Origin of the sequence: Acinetobacter sp. 479375, from assembly GCF_000581715.1 — a bacterium.
GTDB classification, from domain to species: Bacteria; Pseudomonadota; Gammaproteobacteria; order Pseudomonadales; family Moraxellaceae; genus Acinetobacter; species Acinetobacter ursingii.
In genome coordinates, this window is sequence record NZ_JEZN01000007.1 from 55,498 (window position 1) to 72,162 (window position 16,665).

The 16,665-nt window shown below is 40.7% G+C and carries 17 protein-coding genes; 7 read left to right on the forward strand and 10 right to left on the reverse strand.

Annotation, left to right across the window (positions count from 1 at the left end; all coding sequences use genetic code 11):
• Window positions 1-15 precede the first annotated feature (15 nt).
• A complete protein-coding gene (locus tag J500_RS07925) occupies window positions 16-516 on the reverse strand; it encodes an RNA pyrophosphohydrolase (RefSeq protein WP_004991453.1) in 501 nt (166 codons plus the stop codon).
• Between the two features lie 183 nt (window positions 517-699).
• On the opposite strand from J500_RS07925, the gene J500_RS07930 reads away from it, so the two are divergent.
• Window positions 700-1,350 (forward strand): HAD family hydrolase, encoded by a 651-nt coding sequence (locus tag J500_RS07930; protein WP_004994052.1) that lies wholly within the window; start codon window positions 700-702, stop codon window positions 1,348-1,350.
• A 234-nt stretch (window positions 1,351-1,584) separates the two neighbouring features.
• Here the strand turns inward: J500_RS07930 and ovoA are convergent, their stop codons facing one another.
• The 3 genes from ovoA to J500_RS07945 form a co-directional block, all read right to left on the reverse strand.
• Window positions 1,585-3,807 (reverse strand): 5-histidylcysteine sulfoxide synthase, encoded by a 2,223-nt coding sequence (gene ovoA, locus J500_RS07935; protein WP_004994048.1) that lies wholly within the window; start codon window positions 3,805-3,807, stop codon window positions 1,585-1,587.
• A gap of 212 nt (window positions 3,808-4,019) precedes the next feature.
• A complete protein-coding gene (locus tag J500_RS07940) occupies window positions 4,020-4,907 on the reverse strand; it encodes a LysR family transcriptional regulator (RefSeq protein WP_004994046.1) in 888 nt (295 codons plus the stop codon).
• 199 nt (window positions 4,908-5,106) lie between these two features.
• A complete protein-coding gene (locus tag J500_RS07945) occupies window positions 5,107-5,775 on the reverse strand; it encodes an IS1595 family transposase (protein WP_004994042.1) in 669 nt (222 codons plus the stop codon).
• Between the two features lie 50 nt (window positions 5,776-5,825).
• On the opposite strand from J500_RS07945, the gene J500_RS07950 reads away from it, so the two are divergent.
• From J500_RS07950 to leuB, 5 genes are all read left to right on the forward strand, one after another.
• Complete coding sequence (locus J500_RS07950; RefSeq protein WP_004994041.1) at window positions 5,826-6,455, forward strand: hypothetical protein; 630 nt, start codon at window positions 5,826-5,828, stop codon at window positions 6,453-6,455.
• Between the two features lie 130 nt (window positions 6,456-6,585).
• Entirely contained in the window at window positions 6,586-8,019 is a 1,434-nt protein-coding gene (gene leuC / locus J500_RS07955) for a 3-isopropylmalate dehydratase large subunit (RefSeq protein WP_004994037.1), read from the forward strand.
• A gap of 11 nt (window positions 8,020-8,030) precedes the next feature.
• Window positions 8,031-8,681, forward strand: coding sequence for a 3-isopropylmalate dehydratase small subunit (leuD, locus tag J500_RS07960; RefSeq protein ID WP_004994031.1), 651 nt, complete (start codon window positions 8,031-8,033; stop codon window positions 8,679-8,681).
• A 113-nt stretch (window positions 8,682-8,794) separates the two neighbouring features.
• Window positions 8,795-9,370: a hypothetical protein gene (locus J500_RS07965; protein WP_004991435.1), complete on the forward strand. Its 576-nt coding sequence runs from the start codon at window positions 8,795-8,797 to the stop codon at window positions 9,368-9,370.
• Window positions 9,371-9,418: 48 nt separating this feature from the next.
• On the forward strand, window positions 9,419-10,498 hold the full coding sequence (leuB, locus tag J500_RS07970; protein ID WP_004994021.1) for a 3-isopropylmalate dehydrogenase: 1,080 nt from the start codon (window positions 9,419-9,421) through the stop codon (window positions 10,496-10,498).
• Window positions 10,499-10,575: 77 nt separating this feature from the next.
• On the opposite strand, the gene J500_RS07975 is transcribed toward leuB, so the two are convergent.
• Window positions 10,576-10,974, reverse strand: a complete 399-nt coding sequence (locus J500_RS07975) for a hypothetical protein (protein WP_004994018.1) — start codon at window positions 10,972-10,974, stop codon at window positions 10,576-10,578.
• A gap of 157 nt (window positions 10,975-11,131) precedes the next feature.
• Window positions 11,132-11,353 (reverse strand): translation initiation factor IF-1, encoded by a 222-nt coding sequence (gene infA / locus J500_RS07980; protein ID WP_004718087.1) that lies wholly within the window; start codon window positions 11,351-11,353, stop codon window positions 11,132-11,134.
• Between the two features lie 227 nt (window positions 11,354-11,580).
• Here infA and J500_RS07985 point away from each other — a divergent pair, with 227 nt between their 5' ends.
• Window positions 11,581-12,594 carry an AraC family transcriptional regulator gene (locus J500_RS07985; RefSeq protein WP_004991427.1) on the forward strand — a complete coding sequence of 338 codons (1,014 nt, stop codon included), beginning with the start codon at window positions 11,581-11,583 and terminating at the stop codon, window positions 12,592-12,594.
• A gap of 34 nt (window positions 12,595-12,628) precedes the next feature.
• On the opposite strand, the gene J500_RS07990 is transcribed toward J500_RS07985, so the two are convergent.
• The 4 genes from J500_RS07990 to J500_RS08005 all read right to left on the reverse strand — a co-directional run bounded on the left by J500_RS07990 (window position 12,629) and on the right by J500_RS08005 (window position 16,624).
• Entirely contained in the window at window positions 12,629-13,393 is a 765-nt protein-coding gene (locus tag J500_RS07990; RefSeq protein ID WP_004991425.1) for an SDR family oxidoreductase, read from the reverse strand.
• Window positions 13,394-13,476: 83 nt separating this feature from the next.
• The gene (truA, locus tag J500_RS07995) at window positions 13,477-14,283 is read right to left on the reverse strand and encodes a tRNA pseudouridine(38-40) synthase TruA (protein WP_004991422.1); all 807 of its coding nucleotides are present in this window, start codon (window positions 14,281-14,283) and stop codon (window positions 13,477-13,479) included.
• A 16-nt stretch (window positions 14,284-14,299) separates the two neighbouring features.
• Window positions 14,300-15,265, reverse strand: a complete 966-nt coding sequence (locus J500_RS08000; protein ID WP_034699019.1) for an asparaginase domain-containing protein — start codon at window positions 15,263-15,265, stop codon at window positions 14,300-14,302.
• A gap of 48 nt (window positions 15,266-15,313) precedes the next feature.
• Window positions 15,314-16,624, reverse strand: coding sequence for a hypothetical protein (locus J500_RS08005; RefSeq protein WP_034699022.1), 1,311 nt, complete (start codon window positions 16,622-16,624; stop codon window positions 15,314-15,316).
• Window positions 16,625-16,665: the final 41 nt, after the last annotated feature.

Here is a 16,665-nt window from a genome sequence, read left to right on the forward strand (position 1 = left end):
TCAAAAAATCACTTGCTAAAGAAGTGATTTTTCAGCCGATTGTTGTTGCGGCAATAACATACATAATTCCATCATGGCTCTGCGGTAAACATCACGTTTGAAGTTCACTACTTGACCCAGTGGATACCAATAGCTGACCCATTGCCATTCATCAAACTCGGCAGGGTCAGAGAGGTTTAACTGAATATTGCCCGCAGGAGCGGTGAGTTTCAGTAAAAACCATTTTTGTTTTTGTCCGATACAGACAGGATCTGAGTCCGGTCGAATGTATCGGTGTGGCAAACGATAACGCAGCCAACCTTTGGTTTGCGCAATAATCTGGACATGTTCAGGCAAGAGGCCGACTTCTTCTCTCAGCTCACGGTAAAGTGCCTGTTCAGGGGTTTCTCCAAACTGGATTCCTCCTTGTGGAAATTGCCAAGCATTGTGACCAATGCGTTTTGCCCATAAAACCTGTCCGTTATCATTTGCCAAAATGATCCCGACGTTGGGTCGGAAACCTTCAGAGTCGATCATTTGGCTACCTAAATTTTATCAATATCGTTGACTTTGAAATCGGGGGCGGTCACTCTTGAAGCCCAGCGCGAAAAGATCAAAGTAAAATGCATTTAAATTGCTATGATCTTAACGAATTTCTATCGACTAGCGGAGATAGATTTACATTTTTTTTCTTAAATTTCAGTTTTAACGAGTATTTTCATGAAATTGGCTTTGTTTGATCTTGATCACACCTTACTCAATACAGATTCTGACCATTCTTGGGGAGAGTTTTTGGTCAATGAAGGTTTGGTCGATCCCGTACATCATCGTCAGATGAATGATCAATTTTATGAAGACTATAAAGCTGGGCAACTTGACCCGATTGCTTATAATGAGTTTGTTTTTCAGTTTTTGACGCGGCATGACAATGCCTATTTAACCGAATTGCATCAGTTATTTATGCAAAAGGTGATTCGCCCACAAATGCGTCCACAAGGTTTTGTGGCGATTGAACATCATAAAGCCTTGGGGCATGAGATAGTCGGAATTACCGCGACCAGTGATTTTATCACTGCGCCTATTTTTCGTGAGTTTGGGATTACAAACATTATTGCCACCAATGCCGAAGTGGTCGAAGGCGCTTATACAGGCAAGGTCGCAGGATTGCCATGTTATCAACAAGGTAAATTACTTCGTCTGGATCAATGGCTGGATGGGCGTCAAGTGAACGAATCTTGGGCGTATTCAGATTCGATTAATGATCGGTTCTTATTGGAATATGCAACCCATGCCATTGCGGTAAATCCAGATGATCGTTTAGAGAAGTTGGCGCAAGAGAAAGGATGGGAAGTTCAAGATTGGTCGATTTAAGTTTTCAGTCTAGAGATAGGTTTAGTTTGTACTTTGATTAAACAAAGAGTCTCTACATTTTTAGATTTGGGTCGAGGTTGTCTATTTTTATGTATATCTTACTTTTCAAAGATGAGATGAAAAGTAACAAAAATCTTTTGCTGGATTGACGGTGCATCCCTGCAACCGCAATCCAGCGTGGCGACATCCATGTCGCCTGTCACGATGACCCTCATGGGTTAAGCATTTTATTTCCTATTCATTGATACGTTCCCAAAATGTCACGTCCGATAAAGTGTGTTGGAACTTATGTGCAGTTTCTCGAATCACAAAGGGAACTTTTTGCGATGGTGCAATCAAACGAAAATGTTGATCTAATAGCGCATGTAAGCCATCCAGTGTAGTGAAATTCTCGCCGTCTTTTTTAAATCCACCAATCCATTCTTCGCGTGGGGTATGCTCTTCTAGCCACGTGTAAGGTGAGGCAAGCATCAGCACACCGCCAATGTTTAAACGTTCATGAATTTGCTTTAAAAATTTACTTGGGCTATATAAACGATCTATGAGGTTAGACGCGAAGATAAAGTCATAAGCGGTAAAATGAGGTTTGAGATTACAGGCATCTCCTTGATAAAACTCAACCCGACTTTGAATAGATTCAAGACCTAAATCACGTAAGGCACAGGACTTATAGTCGACTAATTCACCTTCAGTGGTCAGGGTGTAACGCAAAGTTTCTCCTTTGGCGAGTTGTACACCATGTTGGATAAAACGTGCTGAAAAATCGATACCCGTTACATGTTCAAAATGTTGAGCTAATTCAAAACTCGCGCGACCAAGCGCACAGCCGATATCGAGTGCTTGTATTTTGGGGCGATCTCCCAAGGTTTGAATGGCTAAATCAACCAGTGCTTTGGAAAAGTTTTTGATCCCAAAATATTCGTCGCCATAATGAAATTCGGCATATTGGGAGAGCAACTGGTCTGTTTCATAGTGGGAGTCTGGATGTATAGCATTTTGTTCGGAAACCACGTAGCGAAATCCTGCATGTTGGAAAAAATGACGGCGAAATGCGTATCGGGAAGAAGACAAACTTTCATTCCCACAAGAAATCCACGAACCGCCTTTAATTAAGTTGTGCCGCCCATCGAAAGTGGGCGTAGTAAAATCGTCATAAATCGGATGAACATCAAAACCTTCAAATGGATAAATCGGGGTTTCTGTCCATTGCCAGACATTACCTCGCACATCAAAAAAATCGCCATGTTGAAATTGATTAACTGGGCATGAAGATGCGCCGTAGTCCAGATGTAAATTGGAGTCGGCAGGATGTTCATTGAGTTCGTTTAAACCTGCAATATCATACAAACGATACCATTCATCCTCTGTCGGTAAACGAACATTTAAGCCACTCGTTGTTTTTTTCCAGAGACAAAATGCTTTAGCTTCATGGTAGTTAACTTCGACAGGCCAATCCCAGCGCATGGGTACCTCTTCGGTCATCAGGCGTAAAAACCAACCCTGTTTTTTCTTGATCCAAAAAGTAGGATGACTTGCTTGGCTAAATTCTAGCCAAGATCGACCTTCTTCAAGCCAGTATTCTGGGGTTTGATAGCCTTGCGCTTCAACAAAATTTAAATATTCCTGATTACTGACCAGATATTTTGATGCTTCAAATTCCTCAATCTCGGCTTCATGTCGCCCGTATTCATTGTCCCAGCCATAGTAAGCGCTGTCTTTTTGTTTATTTAAACAGACTTGACCCGCAGGCACTTTCATCAAGGTATTTTTGGGTGGATTGTGGCTGTGCTGATGGGGGCGCCAAAAGGGATGGGATTTTACAAAATCCAGATCATGTTGGCGAATTAAAACCGAAGAGGTTTCCAGATGAATCCGTTCATGTTCAATCCCCATGATGATCGCCCACCACGGATGATTCCAGTCTATAGGCATGGTCAGTGGTGCATGTTCGATTAAATCTAATATGAGGTGACGGACTTTATCGCGATAGGCTTTGACTTGTTGGGGCGTTGGCCATTCATAATGGGTATCATCCAGATCATCCCAACTCATTTCATCGACGCCGACCGCAAACATCGACTCCATTTTCTGATCAACACGCTGTTCAATCATGCGGGTCAATAACAGCTTATTCACAAAAAAAGTCGCAGTATGCCCGTAATAAAAAATCAGGGGATGGCGTAAGGAAATTGGTTTTTTATAAAACGCCTCATCACTCGCCAGACATTCAAATAGGCATTCATAAGTATCAAAAGTATTTAAGAAATAATCTCGTAAAATCACGCGCATGCTGGCACTGTCATGATCACGTAAATTGGGTGTCCGTAGCAATTTCGGACGAGTACTGTTTGCAGACGTATTTTGACTTAAAACTTCAGGTGTTTTGATCGCACAAGTGGCTGGGGTTGGATCATCAGTATTTTGTTCGCTGGCTAATTTTGAAGTTTCGATCAACATGCTGGGGCTCCATCTTGGCAGGCTATCATTCGATTTTTATTTAGCTTCACCATGCTTTGATATTTCAGTACTTCGATATTTCAATCATATTGATTTGTTATTCTTGAATAGGAATAAGGCATGGCTTAAGCACCAACTTACTCCTATTTGTCTTTAAGTTTTTTATAGTTCAGTAAACAGCGGTAAATCTGGGTTACATAGGTCTCAAAGATTTATTGTGTAAAAGATTCATTATGTAAATGACATTGTACGAAATGAATAAGCGCTTGAGCTGCTTTGGATTGACTACGTGATGGATGCCAGACCATGCCTAATTGTCGATGTAGTTCCATATTTAGATCGAGTTGCTGCAAGTCCTGATTCACCAGCGTTTTAGGTAAAACAGACCAACCTAAACCAATCGAAACCAGCATTCGAATGGATTCAAGTGGATTATTACTCATGGTGATTTTGGGTTTGAGGCCATGTTTTTCAAACTCAGCTAAAGTGATTTGACTGGTATAGGTTTGTGCAGAAGGCAACAGACTTGGATAATTCAGTAAATCTTCAAGGGTTAGATTTTTTTGCTGTGCCAATGCATGAAATGGTGCTGCTACAAAGACGAGTGGATCTGTCCAGACATTCATATAGCTTAAACGTTCATCGCCTTGCGGGGGAAGTGTTAAAAAAGCGAGTTCCAGATCACCTGCCAAGACTTGTTCATGTGCCTGTTCAGAATCTACAAAATGCACATCCAGTTTTACATTTGGAAACTCTTGTACATATTGTTTTAAATAATAGGGCAGATGATGCAAGCCAATATGATGGCTTGTCCCTATTTTTAAACGACCTTGCACCTGATCATGTTCATGGCTGAGTGTGTAATGAATGTCGCCAAGTTCATTCAGCCAGTTTTTGACTCGTGGTAACAAGGAGTGCGCTGCATGAGTGGGTTGTACGCCACGACCTGCGGACTCAAATAATTTGACTCCAAAATACTCTTCTAGACTATGGATTCGTTTGGTGACAGCAGGTTGGGTAATAAACAACTGTTCGGCAGCCAGTGAAATTGAACCTGTTTGCATCACTTTTACAAAGGCTTCAAAGGCGGCGAGATTCATGCGTTGCAACTCATAACAGTTTTTTGTATCAAATCTATTATTAAAAATAATCAAGAATAAATCAAAGAATGATTGTGTTGAGTCAATTTGACTTTGCTAGATGTTTAGGGAGTGCTTTATGATCATCTCTTAACCTTGATTCTGATAAATAAATATTACGATGCTACCAATAAAATTAAAGGGGCTGTAGTAGATAAGCTTAAATATCTGTCCAAATGAGTAGAGTTTTTAGCTGCTCTTTTGGACTGCCATAGTTGAATCGAAATCTTGCGAAGCAGTGCTTCTCATCTTTAATAAACAATATAAAGGCATTTCGGTCAATACCATTATATTTTCTTAGTACTCGTTTTGCTTGATTCCAGAAATTTTCAACACCATTGATATGATTTTTATCCTCAACAAATTTTTCTGAATGATTGATTCTATGATGGCTAAAATCACTGACATCAAGGGCATTATAACTACGATAGCTATCTGTATAAACAATGCTATCTGGAGCAATTTTTCTAGTAATTATTGGCAGTAAGGTTGCTGTCTTTGTATCTGGAACAATCTTGACGTAAACTTTGCCACCACGTTTAAGCATACCAAATACAGCTACTTTTCCCACAGCTCCACGCCCACGTTTTCCCTTACGAACACCACCAAAATAACTTTCATCTAGCTCAATTTGTCCCTCAAAAACCTCTATGGCATCTTGGTCAAGATGATACATGATGACTTGGCGTATTTTCCTATAAAACAAAGCAGCAGAATTAGGTTGAATACCGAGTAAATCTGCTGCTGTTCTAGCGGTTACCTCTGCAATAAAAAACTCAAGTAGTTTTCTTTGAGTTTTTTTACTTAATTTACATCTAGTTATCTTCATAAAAGTAGACTATCACACTTCTAATCTACTACAGCCCCAAATTAAATACTATGACAGGAACAATTCAGAATATTCAGCATATCAAGAAAGACCACATCATTTGGAAAGAACCGAATCCAAGACTTCAGGATTTGACACGACAACATCAACGGAATCGAAGTTTTAGTGCCGATCAGTTTTCAGCACAGCTTGATGAAGTCATCATTTTTGGCACTTTTACCCAATTCGTGGTGGAAGATAATGAACATGTCGAGATGATTGTGAGTGATGAAGATTATAATGGTCTTCATGCCAAAAAAGTGATTGTATTGAAATCAAGCGCAGGGATATTGCATATTGACCCCACACTGGCAGAATCCTATGTTCAACGCTATCCAATAAATATACCTTTTTGGATTCATATTTTAGCAGTGATAATTTTTACTGGTATTGTAGTTTATTTTCAGACTTGGCAAAGTTTGAAAGGTGCCATATTTTTGATTGTAATGATGTATTTAGTAGTTGGATTTTTCTTATTACAAAAAACAGGTTACAAACAAGATAAATACAAACGCTTTGAATTACGTAAAGCTGTTGATAATCATCCTATGTTACAAGGCTATTCTTTATCAAAATTACAAAATGATCAGTATTATTATCGAACAAAAGAATTTGTGATTAATTTAAAAAAGTTAGTTTAGCACCTTATTAATTCCAAAAAGTTTATTAATTTATAAAAATGATAAATTAGTTTTATGGAAAACATTCGCTATAATCAAGATAAGATTAGCATTACCCAGTCCAATGGCAAGCACGGTGGAGAGCGACGACATGGCAGGCAATACCCAAGGCGCAAAAACTTTATATGACAAATTATGGGATGACCATTTGGTCTCACAACGAGACGATGGTTCAAGCCTCATTTATATCGATCGTCATTTATTACATGAAGTGACCAGTCCGCAAGCTTTTGAAGGTTTACAACTTGCAGATCGTAAGCCTTGGCGTTTAAGTGCCAATATCGCAACGCCTGATCATAACGTTCCAACCTCAAAAAAAGAACGTGAGCAGGGGATTGCGGGTATTGAAGATGATACTTCACGTATACAAGTACAAACCCTTGATGATAACTGCAAAACTTTCGATATCGTTGAATTTGGTATCAATGATATTCGTCAGGGTATTGCGCATGTGGTGGGGCCTGAACAAGGTTTAACTTTGCCAGGAATGACCGTGGTATGTGGTGATTCACATACTGCAACACATGGTGCATTTGGTTGCTTGGCACACGGGATTGGAACATCAGAAGTTGAGCATGTCTTGGCAACCCAGTGCCTTGTTCAAAAGAAAATGAAAAACATGTTGGTACGTGTCGATGGCACTTTAGGCAAAGGCGTCACCTCGAAAGATGTGGTCTTGGCAATTATTGGAAAAATCGGGACTGCGGGCGGTACGGGTCATGCGATTGAATTTGGTGGACAAGTTTTCCGTGATATGTCGATCGAAGGTCGTATGACGGTCTGTAACATGGCGATTGAAGCGGGTGCGCGCGTGGGCATGGTGGCAGTCGATGATAAAACCATTGAATATGTGAAAAATCGTCCGTATGCACCAAAAGATGAACAATGGGATCAAGCAGTCGCCTACTGGAATACTTTACATTCTGATGACGATGCACACTTTGATACAGTGGTTGTTTTGCAGGGTGAAGAGATTGAGCCACAAGTATCTTGGGGCACTTCACCTGAGATGGTCATTCCAGTATCGAAAGCTGTTCCGACATTGGAACAAGCCAAAGATGACGTACAACGCAATGACTGGACACGTGCTTATCAATATATGGGTTTAACTGCGGGTCAGGCATTGGAAGATATTCAGTTAGATCGCGTCTTTATTGGTTCATGTACCAACTCACGGATCGAAGATATTCGTGCAGCAGCAGAAGTCGTCAAAGGTCGTAAAGTGGCTTCAAGCATTAAGCAGGCGATGATTGTGCCGGGTTCAGGGTTGGTTAAACAACAGGCGGAGCAAGAAGGTTTAGACCAAATTTTCTTGGAAGCAGGTTTTGAATGGCGTGAACCAGGTTGTTCAATGTGTTTGGCTATGAATGCAGATAAGTTACAACCGGGCGAGCATTGTGCTTCAACGTCAAACCGTAACTTTGAAGGACGTCAGGGCAATGGTGGACGAACGCATTTAGTCAGTCCAGCGATGGCCGCAGCAGCCGCAATTGCGGGTCATTTTGTTGATGTTCGTTCATTCTAAGGGAGCAAACCATGAAAAAATATACAATTGAACAGGGTATTGTTGCACCTTTGGATCGTGCCAATGTCGATACCGATTTAATTATTCCAAAACAGTTTTTAAAATCGATCAAACGTACAGGTTTTGGCGATAACTTATTTGATGAGCTACGCTATTTAGACGAAGGTTATTTGGGACAGGATATTAGCAAGCGCCCTAAAAATCCTGATTTTGTTTTAAATAAGCCACGCTATCAAGGTTCAACCATTTTATTGGCACGAACCAACTTTGGCTGTGGTTCAAGCCGCGAACATGCACCGTGGGCATTAAATGAATATGGTTTTCGTACCGTGATTGCGCCAAGTTATGCGGATATTTTCTTTAATAACTCGTTTAAGAATGGGATGTTGCCTGTAATTTTGCCAGAAGATATTGTAGATCAGTTATTTAAAGAATGCGCTGCAAACGAAGGATATCAACTGACTGTTGATTTAGCGGCGCAGGAAGTACGTACACCATCGGGTCAGGCATTTACATTTGAAATTGATTCGTTCCGCAAGCATTGTTTGTTGAATGGTTTGGATGATATTGGCTTGACCCTACAAAATGCCGACGCAATTCGTGCATTTGAAGCGCAGGCCAAACAGTCACGCCCTTGGGTATTTCAGGAGTTGCAGAAGTAAATAGGAGAGCGGTACTTTTTAAAGATAGCAATAGCATAGAAGCTCAACTCTTGTTACCATGCAGGCTAAAAGATGTTGAAAAACTTTACTCTGAATAAGGTTGGGCTCTGACAATGAAGAGGACATTTCTCCATAGTGTGATGCTTGGAATATGCTCAGTTGCACTGAGTGCATGTCAAAGCACAAACACAGTTGTTGATACATTACGTATTAAACAAGCGGGGATAGGAAATACTCGGGCCAATGCTTCTATCTATTGTGCTGGTGTCAAACATTGTGAGTTTGAGCGTCTAAATACAACGCCCATTATGGATGCAAATAGTCATCGGGTAAGTTCGGAAAGTCTTGAGCAGGGCATTGTCCGCTTACAGGGTTCTGTTTTTAGCTCACATAATGTCATGTATTTGTCTGTACCCGCAGATCAATATGAATTAGTGATTCGTTTCTATCCTATTTCACCTGATCGTGCTGAAACTTTTCATGTGATTCATCAGTTTAAATCGAATCAGCACTATACCTTTAAAATGTACCGTGATCGCTCCAAACATACAGGCGGAAGCTTACTCAATGTGTCTGCACCAGAGCCGTTATGTGTCGCAATGGAAGAGGGTCAGCGTACCATTCGCCGTTTTTGTCGTCCTTTTAACGCTGTGACAGGTTTGGGTGAGTTTGTAGAGCAAAAGGTTTAATGACCCATCAGCAAATTGGCTGATACAGTGAAAAAATGGAAAGAAGAAATGTCGAAACAAATTTTAATTTTAGCGGGTGACGGTATTGGCCCAGAAATTATGGCTGCCGCTGAAAAAGTATTAACTTCAGTCAATCAAAAATTTAATTTAGGTTTGAGTTGGGAACATGGACTGTTAGGTGGTTCTGCGATTGATGCACATGGTGAACCGTATCCTGCGGTCACTTCGCAACAAGCCAAAAAAGCCGATGCAATTTTACTTGGTGCAGTCGGTGGGCCTAAGTGGGATACGATTGAGCGCTCGATCCGTCCAGAACGTGGCTTATTAAAAATTCGTAGTGAATTAAACTTATTTGCAAATTTACGCCCAGCGATTCTTTATCCGCAATTGGCAGATGCTTCAAGCTTAAAACCAGAGATTGTTGCTGGTCTGGATATTCTGATTGTTCGTGAACTGACAGGTGGTATTTACTTTGGTCAGCCACGCGGTATTCGTGAACTGGAGAATGGCGAAAAACAAGGCTACAACACCGATGTTTATAGCGAATCTGAAATTAAACGTATCGCCAAAGTTGCTTTTGAGATGGCAGGGTTACGTGGTGGTAAGGTTTGTTCAGTCGATAAAGCCAATGTGTTAGAAGTGACTGAGCTGTGGAAGCAAACCGTGACTGATTTGCAACAGGCTCATTATTCAGACATTCAGCTTTCACATATGTACGTGGATAACGCAGCTATGCAATTGGTGCGTGCGCCAAAGCAATTTGATGTGATCGTCACAGGCAATTTGTTTGGTGATATTCTGTCTGATGAAGCAGCGATGTTGACAGGCTCCATTGGTATGTTGCCATCTGCATCACTAGATGAAAATGGCAAAGGCATGTACGAACCTTGTCATGGTTCTGCGCCAGATATCGCCGGACAAAATATTGCAAACCCACTGGCCACGATTTTATCGGTTGCCATGATGTTGCGTTATACCTTCCGTGAAGAAGCAGCAGCAAAAGCGATTGAAGATGCTGTAGGCAATGTATTGGATCAGGGCTTGCGTACGGGCGATATTATGTCTGAAGGCATGACGAAGGTCAGTACTTCAGAAATGGGCGATGCAGTCGTTCAAGCTTTGGTCTAATCAAAATTCGTATATAAAAACGCGCAGCTTCGGCTGCGTTTTTTATTGGCGTTTAGCACTTAAATTCCAAATCAACCTTAACAGGCTTTACCTTGATATTGAATGGATTCAGCGATTTGGTTATTGAGATTAAAGATAATTTTGCAATTAAAATTTACATCATAAGAGTTGGCGGAATGGTTTCCCAATTGTAGAGGTATAGCGTTTCCACCGACCTCAACATTACTGACCATTGGTGTTGGAATATTCATGGGGCGCAAAATAGTATAAGTAAGTTGCTTCTCGGTGATGCTAGGCTGATCTAATACTTGATAACCTAATGATTTGAGATCGAGATTCTGTTGAATTTGCTGTGCAGACTGGCCAATAAACTGCTGTAAATAATCTTGCAAATTTACTTTGGGCTGAGTATGTGTGGCACAGGCTTGAATGAACAAAGTAACACCTATCACCGCATAAATTTTGTGGTTCATCATAAAAATCCTTTTCTATTTATTCTACGATTAAAAATGATGACTCGGTGAGAGTCGAGATAATTTGAGTAAACTCGACTGATTAAGCGATGAAAATCAATTTTAAAACAATAAAAAAGCCACATTTGGAAAGTGGCTTTTTTGCATTCACTAAACGGAATTAGCGCGCACGATAAGTAATACGACCTTTGGTCAAATCGTAAGGGGTCATTTCAACTTTAACATTGTCGCCCGTTAAAATACGAATATAGTGTTTACGCATTTTACCAGAAATGTGTGCAATTACTTCGTGACCGTTTTCTAAACGTACACGGAACATCGTATTAGGAAGCGTTTCGGTGACAACGCCTTCGAACTCGATGAGTTCCTCTTTATTGGCCATAGCCTACCTGATGATCAAATTGGAAAGGCGCAAATTGTAGTCAATTTTTTATCAAAAAACAAGACCAATGCCCCAATTTATGGTGCTTGTCAAAGTGGCAAATGGGTCAAATTCATTAAAAAAAATGTGTAAAAATGACCTGAATTGAGTTGTCAGTTTGGTCAATCAGCGGTAATCTAAATTACGTTTTTAAGTATAAATGAAGAACATACAAGGAAGGATGTCACGTGGGTCAGCTAACAGATGCGTCGGTTGTATTACGATTTGGCTATCAGGCGATTCGTCGTGCGGGATTGCCAACCGAAGAAATTTTAACAAAAGCGGGTGTTGCCTTAAATCAGGTGGATACCAATACCCGTACTCCTTTAAATGCGCAATATGCCTTTTGGATTGCGGCAGAAGAAGTGAGTAAAGACCCCGATATTGGTTTGCATTTGGGTGAGCATTTACCTTTATATCGTGGTCAGGTGATTGAGCATTTATTTATTAGTAGTGCAACATTTGGTGAAGGACTCAAACGAGCATTAGCCTATCAACGTTTAATTAGTGATGCTTTACAAGCGCGCTTAGTGGTCGATGAAAATGGATGTTACTTGACCAATGGCGAACAGTCATTCTCTGACAATATTGTCAATCGACATTTTTCAGAATGCGCTTTATCAGGCATCTTACGATTTTTTAAATTTATTACCGAAGGTGCGTTTAAGCCTATTTTTATTGATTTTGACTTTAATCAAGGCGCAGCAGAAGATGAATATATACGTGTGTATGGCTGCCCAGTCAGTCTAGGTCAAAAAGAAACACGGTTATATTTTGATGCCGATATTCTGGATTATCCACTGTGGCAAGCGGAACCAGAGCTATTGCAGTTACATGAACAACTTGCGATTGAAAAGCTTCAGGAGCTGGCACGCTATGATTTAGTCGGTGAAGTCCGCCGTGCGATTGGTTCAACCTTAGAAAGCGGTGAAACCACACTGGAAACAGTTGCAGCGCAGTTACACATTACACCGCGTCGCCTAAGAACTCAATTGAGCGAAGCCAATACCAGTTTTCAGCAGATTTTGTCAGATTACCGTTGCCGTTTAGCCAAGAAACTACTGGCTAATACCAATGAAAGTGTTGAACGTATTGTTTATCTAACGGGTTTTTCTGAACCAAGTACTTTTTATCGAGCATTTAAACGCTGGACCAATGAAACGCCAGTAGAATATAGAAAGCGTAAGCAGCGTTCTTCTTAAGACAAAGCATCCTCAATGGATGCTTTTTTTTGAGTCAACCCCGCACTACGGAAATACCGCCGTCAACGTAAAGGGTTGAGCCTGTCATAAAACTAGATTCATCACTCACCGCAAATAAAGCAGCTTGTGCAATTTCTTGAGGCTGTGCCATTCGTTTTAAAGCATGTAAATTCTGAATATGTTGACGTGCTGGTTCGTTATCTACAGCAGCACGTCCCATTTCTGTATCTGTACCTCCAGGGATGATACAGTTACAACGAATACCGAAGGTGCCATACTCTGCGGCAATCACCTGAGTTAAGCCAATTAAACCTGCTTTACTGGCAGCATAAGCCGCCATATTTGGAAAACCTATGCGATGCCCAACAAACGTCGAGGTAAATAAGATACAACCATTTTTTTGTTGAAGCATGGCGTTTAATTGCATTTGTGCAGCATAGAAATTTGCAGAAAGATTGGTGTTTAAAGTGTTTTCCCATTCAGTTTGACTGATTTGATGCGTAGGTTTTAATGCACCTAATATACCGGCATTGTTAAAGGCAATATCAATGCGACCAAAATGTTGTAAAGCTAAGTCTAAAGCACGTTGCATGGTCGATGGATCACAAAGATCACCAACCACAGAGAAACACATATTGCCTTCTGCTTTAATGCGTTGCTCAAGCTCTTGAAGACGTTCAGCACGTCGAGCCACATTGATCACGATTGCACCTTGCTGCGCAAACAGCAAAGCACTTTCTCGGCCTATGCCTGAGCTTGCGCCTGTAATAATGACGATTTTATTTTCAAGACGTTTCATTATGAGTCTCAATGATATTGAAAGACTCATTTTGAAAATTTTCTGGGCATGTGACGACCCGATTCTTGCGTTAATACAAAAAATTAGGCAAATGCATCAGGCAGGTTCAGCCAATGTGGTCCAAGTGGTGGTTGAGGAAGCTCAAATTGTTCTGGATAATAAGCCTGAATAAAATATAAGCCATGTGCTGGGGCTGTGACGCCTGCGGCTTTACGATCCTGCGCTGCAAACATGGTATCAATATGATCTACGCCGTACAGTCCTTGCCCAATTTCAAGTAGACATCCCATGATATTACGTACCATATGATGTAAAAAGCCATCAGCTTGAATATCGAGTACCAAATAACGACCATGTTCAATGAGTTGACAATGACTGACATGACGCACGGGTTGGTTGGATTGACATGCCGCTGCCCGAAAGCTTTCAAAATTATGTGTACCTTCAAATTTAGCTGCGGCTAACTTCATTTTTTCCACATCTAGCGGCTGATAAATATGTGTAACTTGTTTATAAAGTAAGGCGGGACGATAGTTTGTGTTATACACCACATAACGATAGCGACGCGCTATGGCTTTAAAGCGCGCATGAAAATCAGGGGACATTTCCTTGATCCACTGGATCGAAATGTCTTTAGGCAATTGGCTATTGGTACCCATCATCCAGCCACGTTCAGGGCGTATGGCATGGGTATCAAAATGCGCCACCATATTGGTGGCATGCACACCCGCATCGGTACGACCTGCACCATGCAAAATAATCGGTTCATCTGCGATGGTACTTAATACACGCTCCAACGCTTCCTGCACACTTGGAACGCCCGCTTGTTGCGTTTGCCAGCCCCGATAACGAATACCGCAAAATTCAATACCGATTGCAAAGCGCTGCATATTTAGACCTCAAAGATTAAGACAGTGCCCAGTGTTGCTCACGCAGTTCTGGGGAGTCAAATTGTAAATAAAGTTGCAATGCTTTGGCATATAAATCGGCATGGCTAAGGGTATTATTGATCAATATTTTGGCGCTATGGATCCATTCACTGACTGCATAACGCTGATCCATCTGACCAAAACAGACTTGAGTAGTTAAGATACTCAGGCAGCCTTGTTGTCGAAGCTGTTGCAAAAGTGAAATGAGTTCTTCATCAACCGCCAAGTTACCTGTGCCAAAACCTTGCAGAATTAAAAAATGCGGTGGATATGAAACTAGGTTTTGTAATTGTTGCTTAAAAGCGTGTAGACCAATCGGCTGTGCCATTATATTTAAAAGCGATAAATTCTGGCTACGTAATATCGTTTCATCATTGACCAGATAGGATTGTTGCACAGTTTCGCAGTCTTTTTCGGCCAATGTCCCAGTAAAAGCATCTAGTTCAGTGGTTTGTATTTTTAACGCGGTTTGTGCATAGAAAACCTGATGATGAAATGCCAGATAACTTCCTGCGGGTAACTTAACGACTTGATCAAGTGCGTAATATAAATTATCCAGTGCATCAGTAAATTCACGGGTATCTGTTCCAGCTTTGTTGAGTAGAGGGTACTGACTCCCTGTAATGATCAAATGACAGGATTGCCCTAAGAAACGTGCCAATGTGGCAGCGGCATAACTTAGGGTATCTGTGCCATGAATGACCACAAAATGAGCATAGCCCTGTAATTGTAACTGTTGTATTTGTTGAGCCAACATAAGCCAGTCTGGCGCAGTACAGGCGCTACTATCTTTGATGGCAGGTGCAGAAAAACAATCGACATGCAGCTCTATAGGAATGATGCGTTGTAGTTGGGGCATAAACTGAATATAAGGCATGGGTGCCAGAGGTTCTCCAACACAGCCAAAAGTTCCACCCATATAGATTAATGCAATTTTCTTCATAATAAAAAAAGCAGTCTGAACAGACTGCTTATGGTAGAACGATCTTTTTTAAGATGCTATGCGATTGAGTAAGTTTTTTGAAAGTTCTCGCTGATCAGCACTAAAAATTGTCTCATTTTTAGTTAATAAAATCCGTGCTGAATCATAGGCACCCAATTCAACATATTTTATTGCAAGATCAAGATCTAATTGAGTTTCATTAACCTGAGCAAGTTCTGGAAAAGATTGAACCAATGGATCATTTAAATCCAAGGCAGAAGATGTAGTAGAAACCTGAGACGGAGGCTGGGGAACGGGCTCCGCTACTTGATCAAAGGATAATACAGGTTCTGCAACTGGTTCTAACGGTGTTGCTGTTGGTTCAAGTTCTAACTGATCAAACTTAAATTCAGGTAATGTCTCTGCTAGCTGCTCTGGAGGGGCTTCCTGAGTGGTGTTTTCAGGACTTAATCCAGGTTGAGGAGCAAAATCTAAATTGGAAAAATCGAGATTGCTTGGTTCTGCTAATTTTGCATCTGTATTAGATTCTTGTGCAAAATCGACATTAATATTTTGCGCTGTTTCAATATGATGATTTGAAACTTCTCTAGGTTCTAAGGTTAATGAAAACTCAGTTAAATTCTCAGATGGCGCTTCAGGAGGTGTCGGTATTTGTTCGCTAGGTTTTACTGTTTGATCAAAAGAAAAATTAAATTCCAGTGCTTCTATTTCAGCAGAATCTTGCTTTTTGCTTTCAATATGATCTGTGGTAATTGCATTGTTTTGCTGCACTGGCTGAACCAAAGCATCAAAATCGGCATCACTGATGACAGGGGGCGCTGTTGCTTCTGCTTGTGGTGGTGCAGTTGAAGGAAAATCTAAACCGGTTGCAGAAAACTCGATTGAATCAGGTTGCTTTTGTTGATCATACTCACGTTTTTTAGCTTCTGCCTGCATCACAATATCTTGTAAATCAAGTGCACGCAGGTGAGTAATTAATTGATCAACAGCAAATTCATCTTTTTGTAGAATATGAATATCTAACAGGTGTAGATATAATCCGTGTTGTGAATTATCGCGGTTTAAAGCCTGATTAATTTGTGCTTCTGCAGTAGAATAATTTCCAGATTGGATCAGTGAAATAATCTTTTGATGTAATTCCTGAGAAACGGGTGTGGTCTTTTTTTGTTCAGCAATAATCGTAGGTGTAACTTCGCGAGACTCATTACGAGGACGAGTTACCGATTTTCCTGCAACTTTTTTTCCTTTTTTATTTGCATTGGTCTTGTTTTTAGGTTTTTGTTCTTCTTTGCTGGCTTCCCGTTTTTTTAAAACAACCGCAATGACCAATAAAATAATAAACGGAATCACATACAACATGCTTATACCCCTTCAAGCATGAGCCATTTTCTTTGACTCAT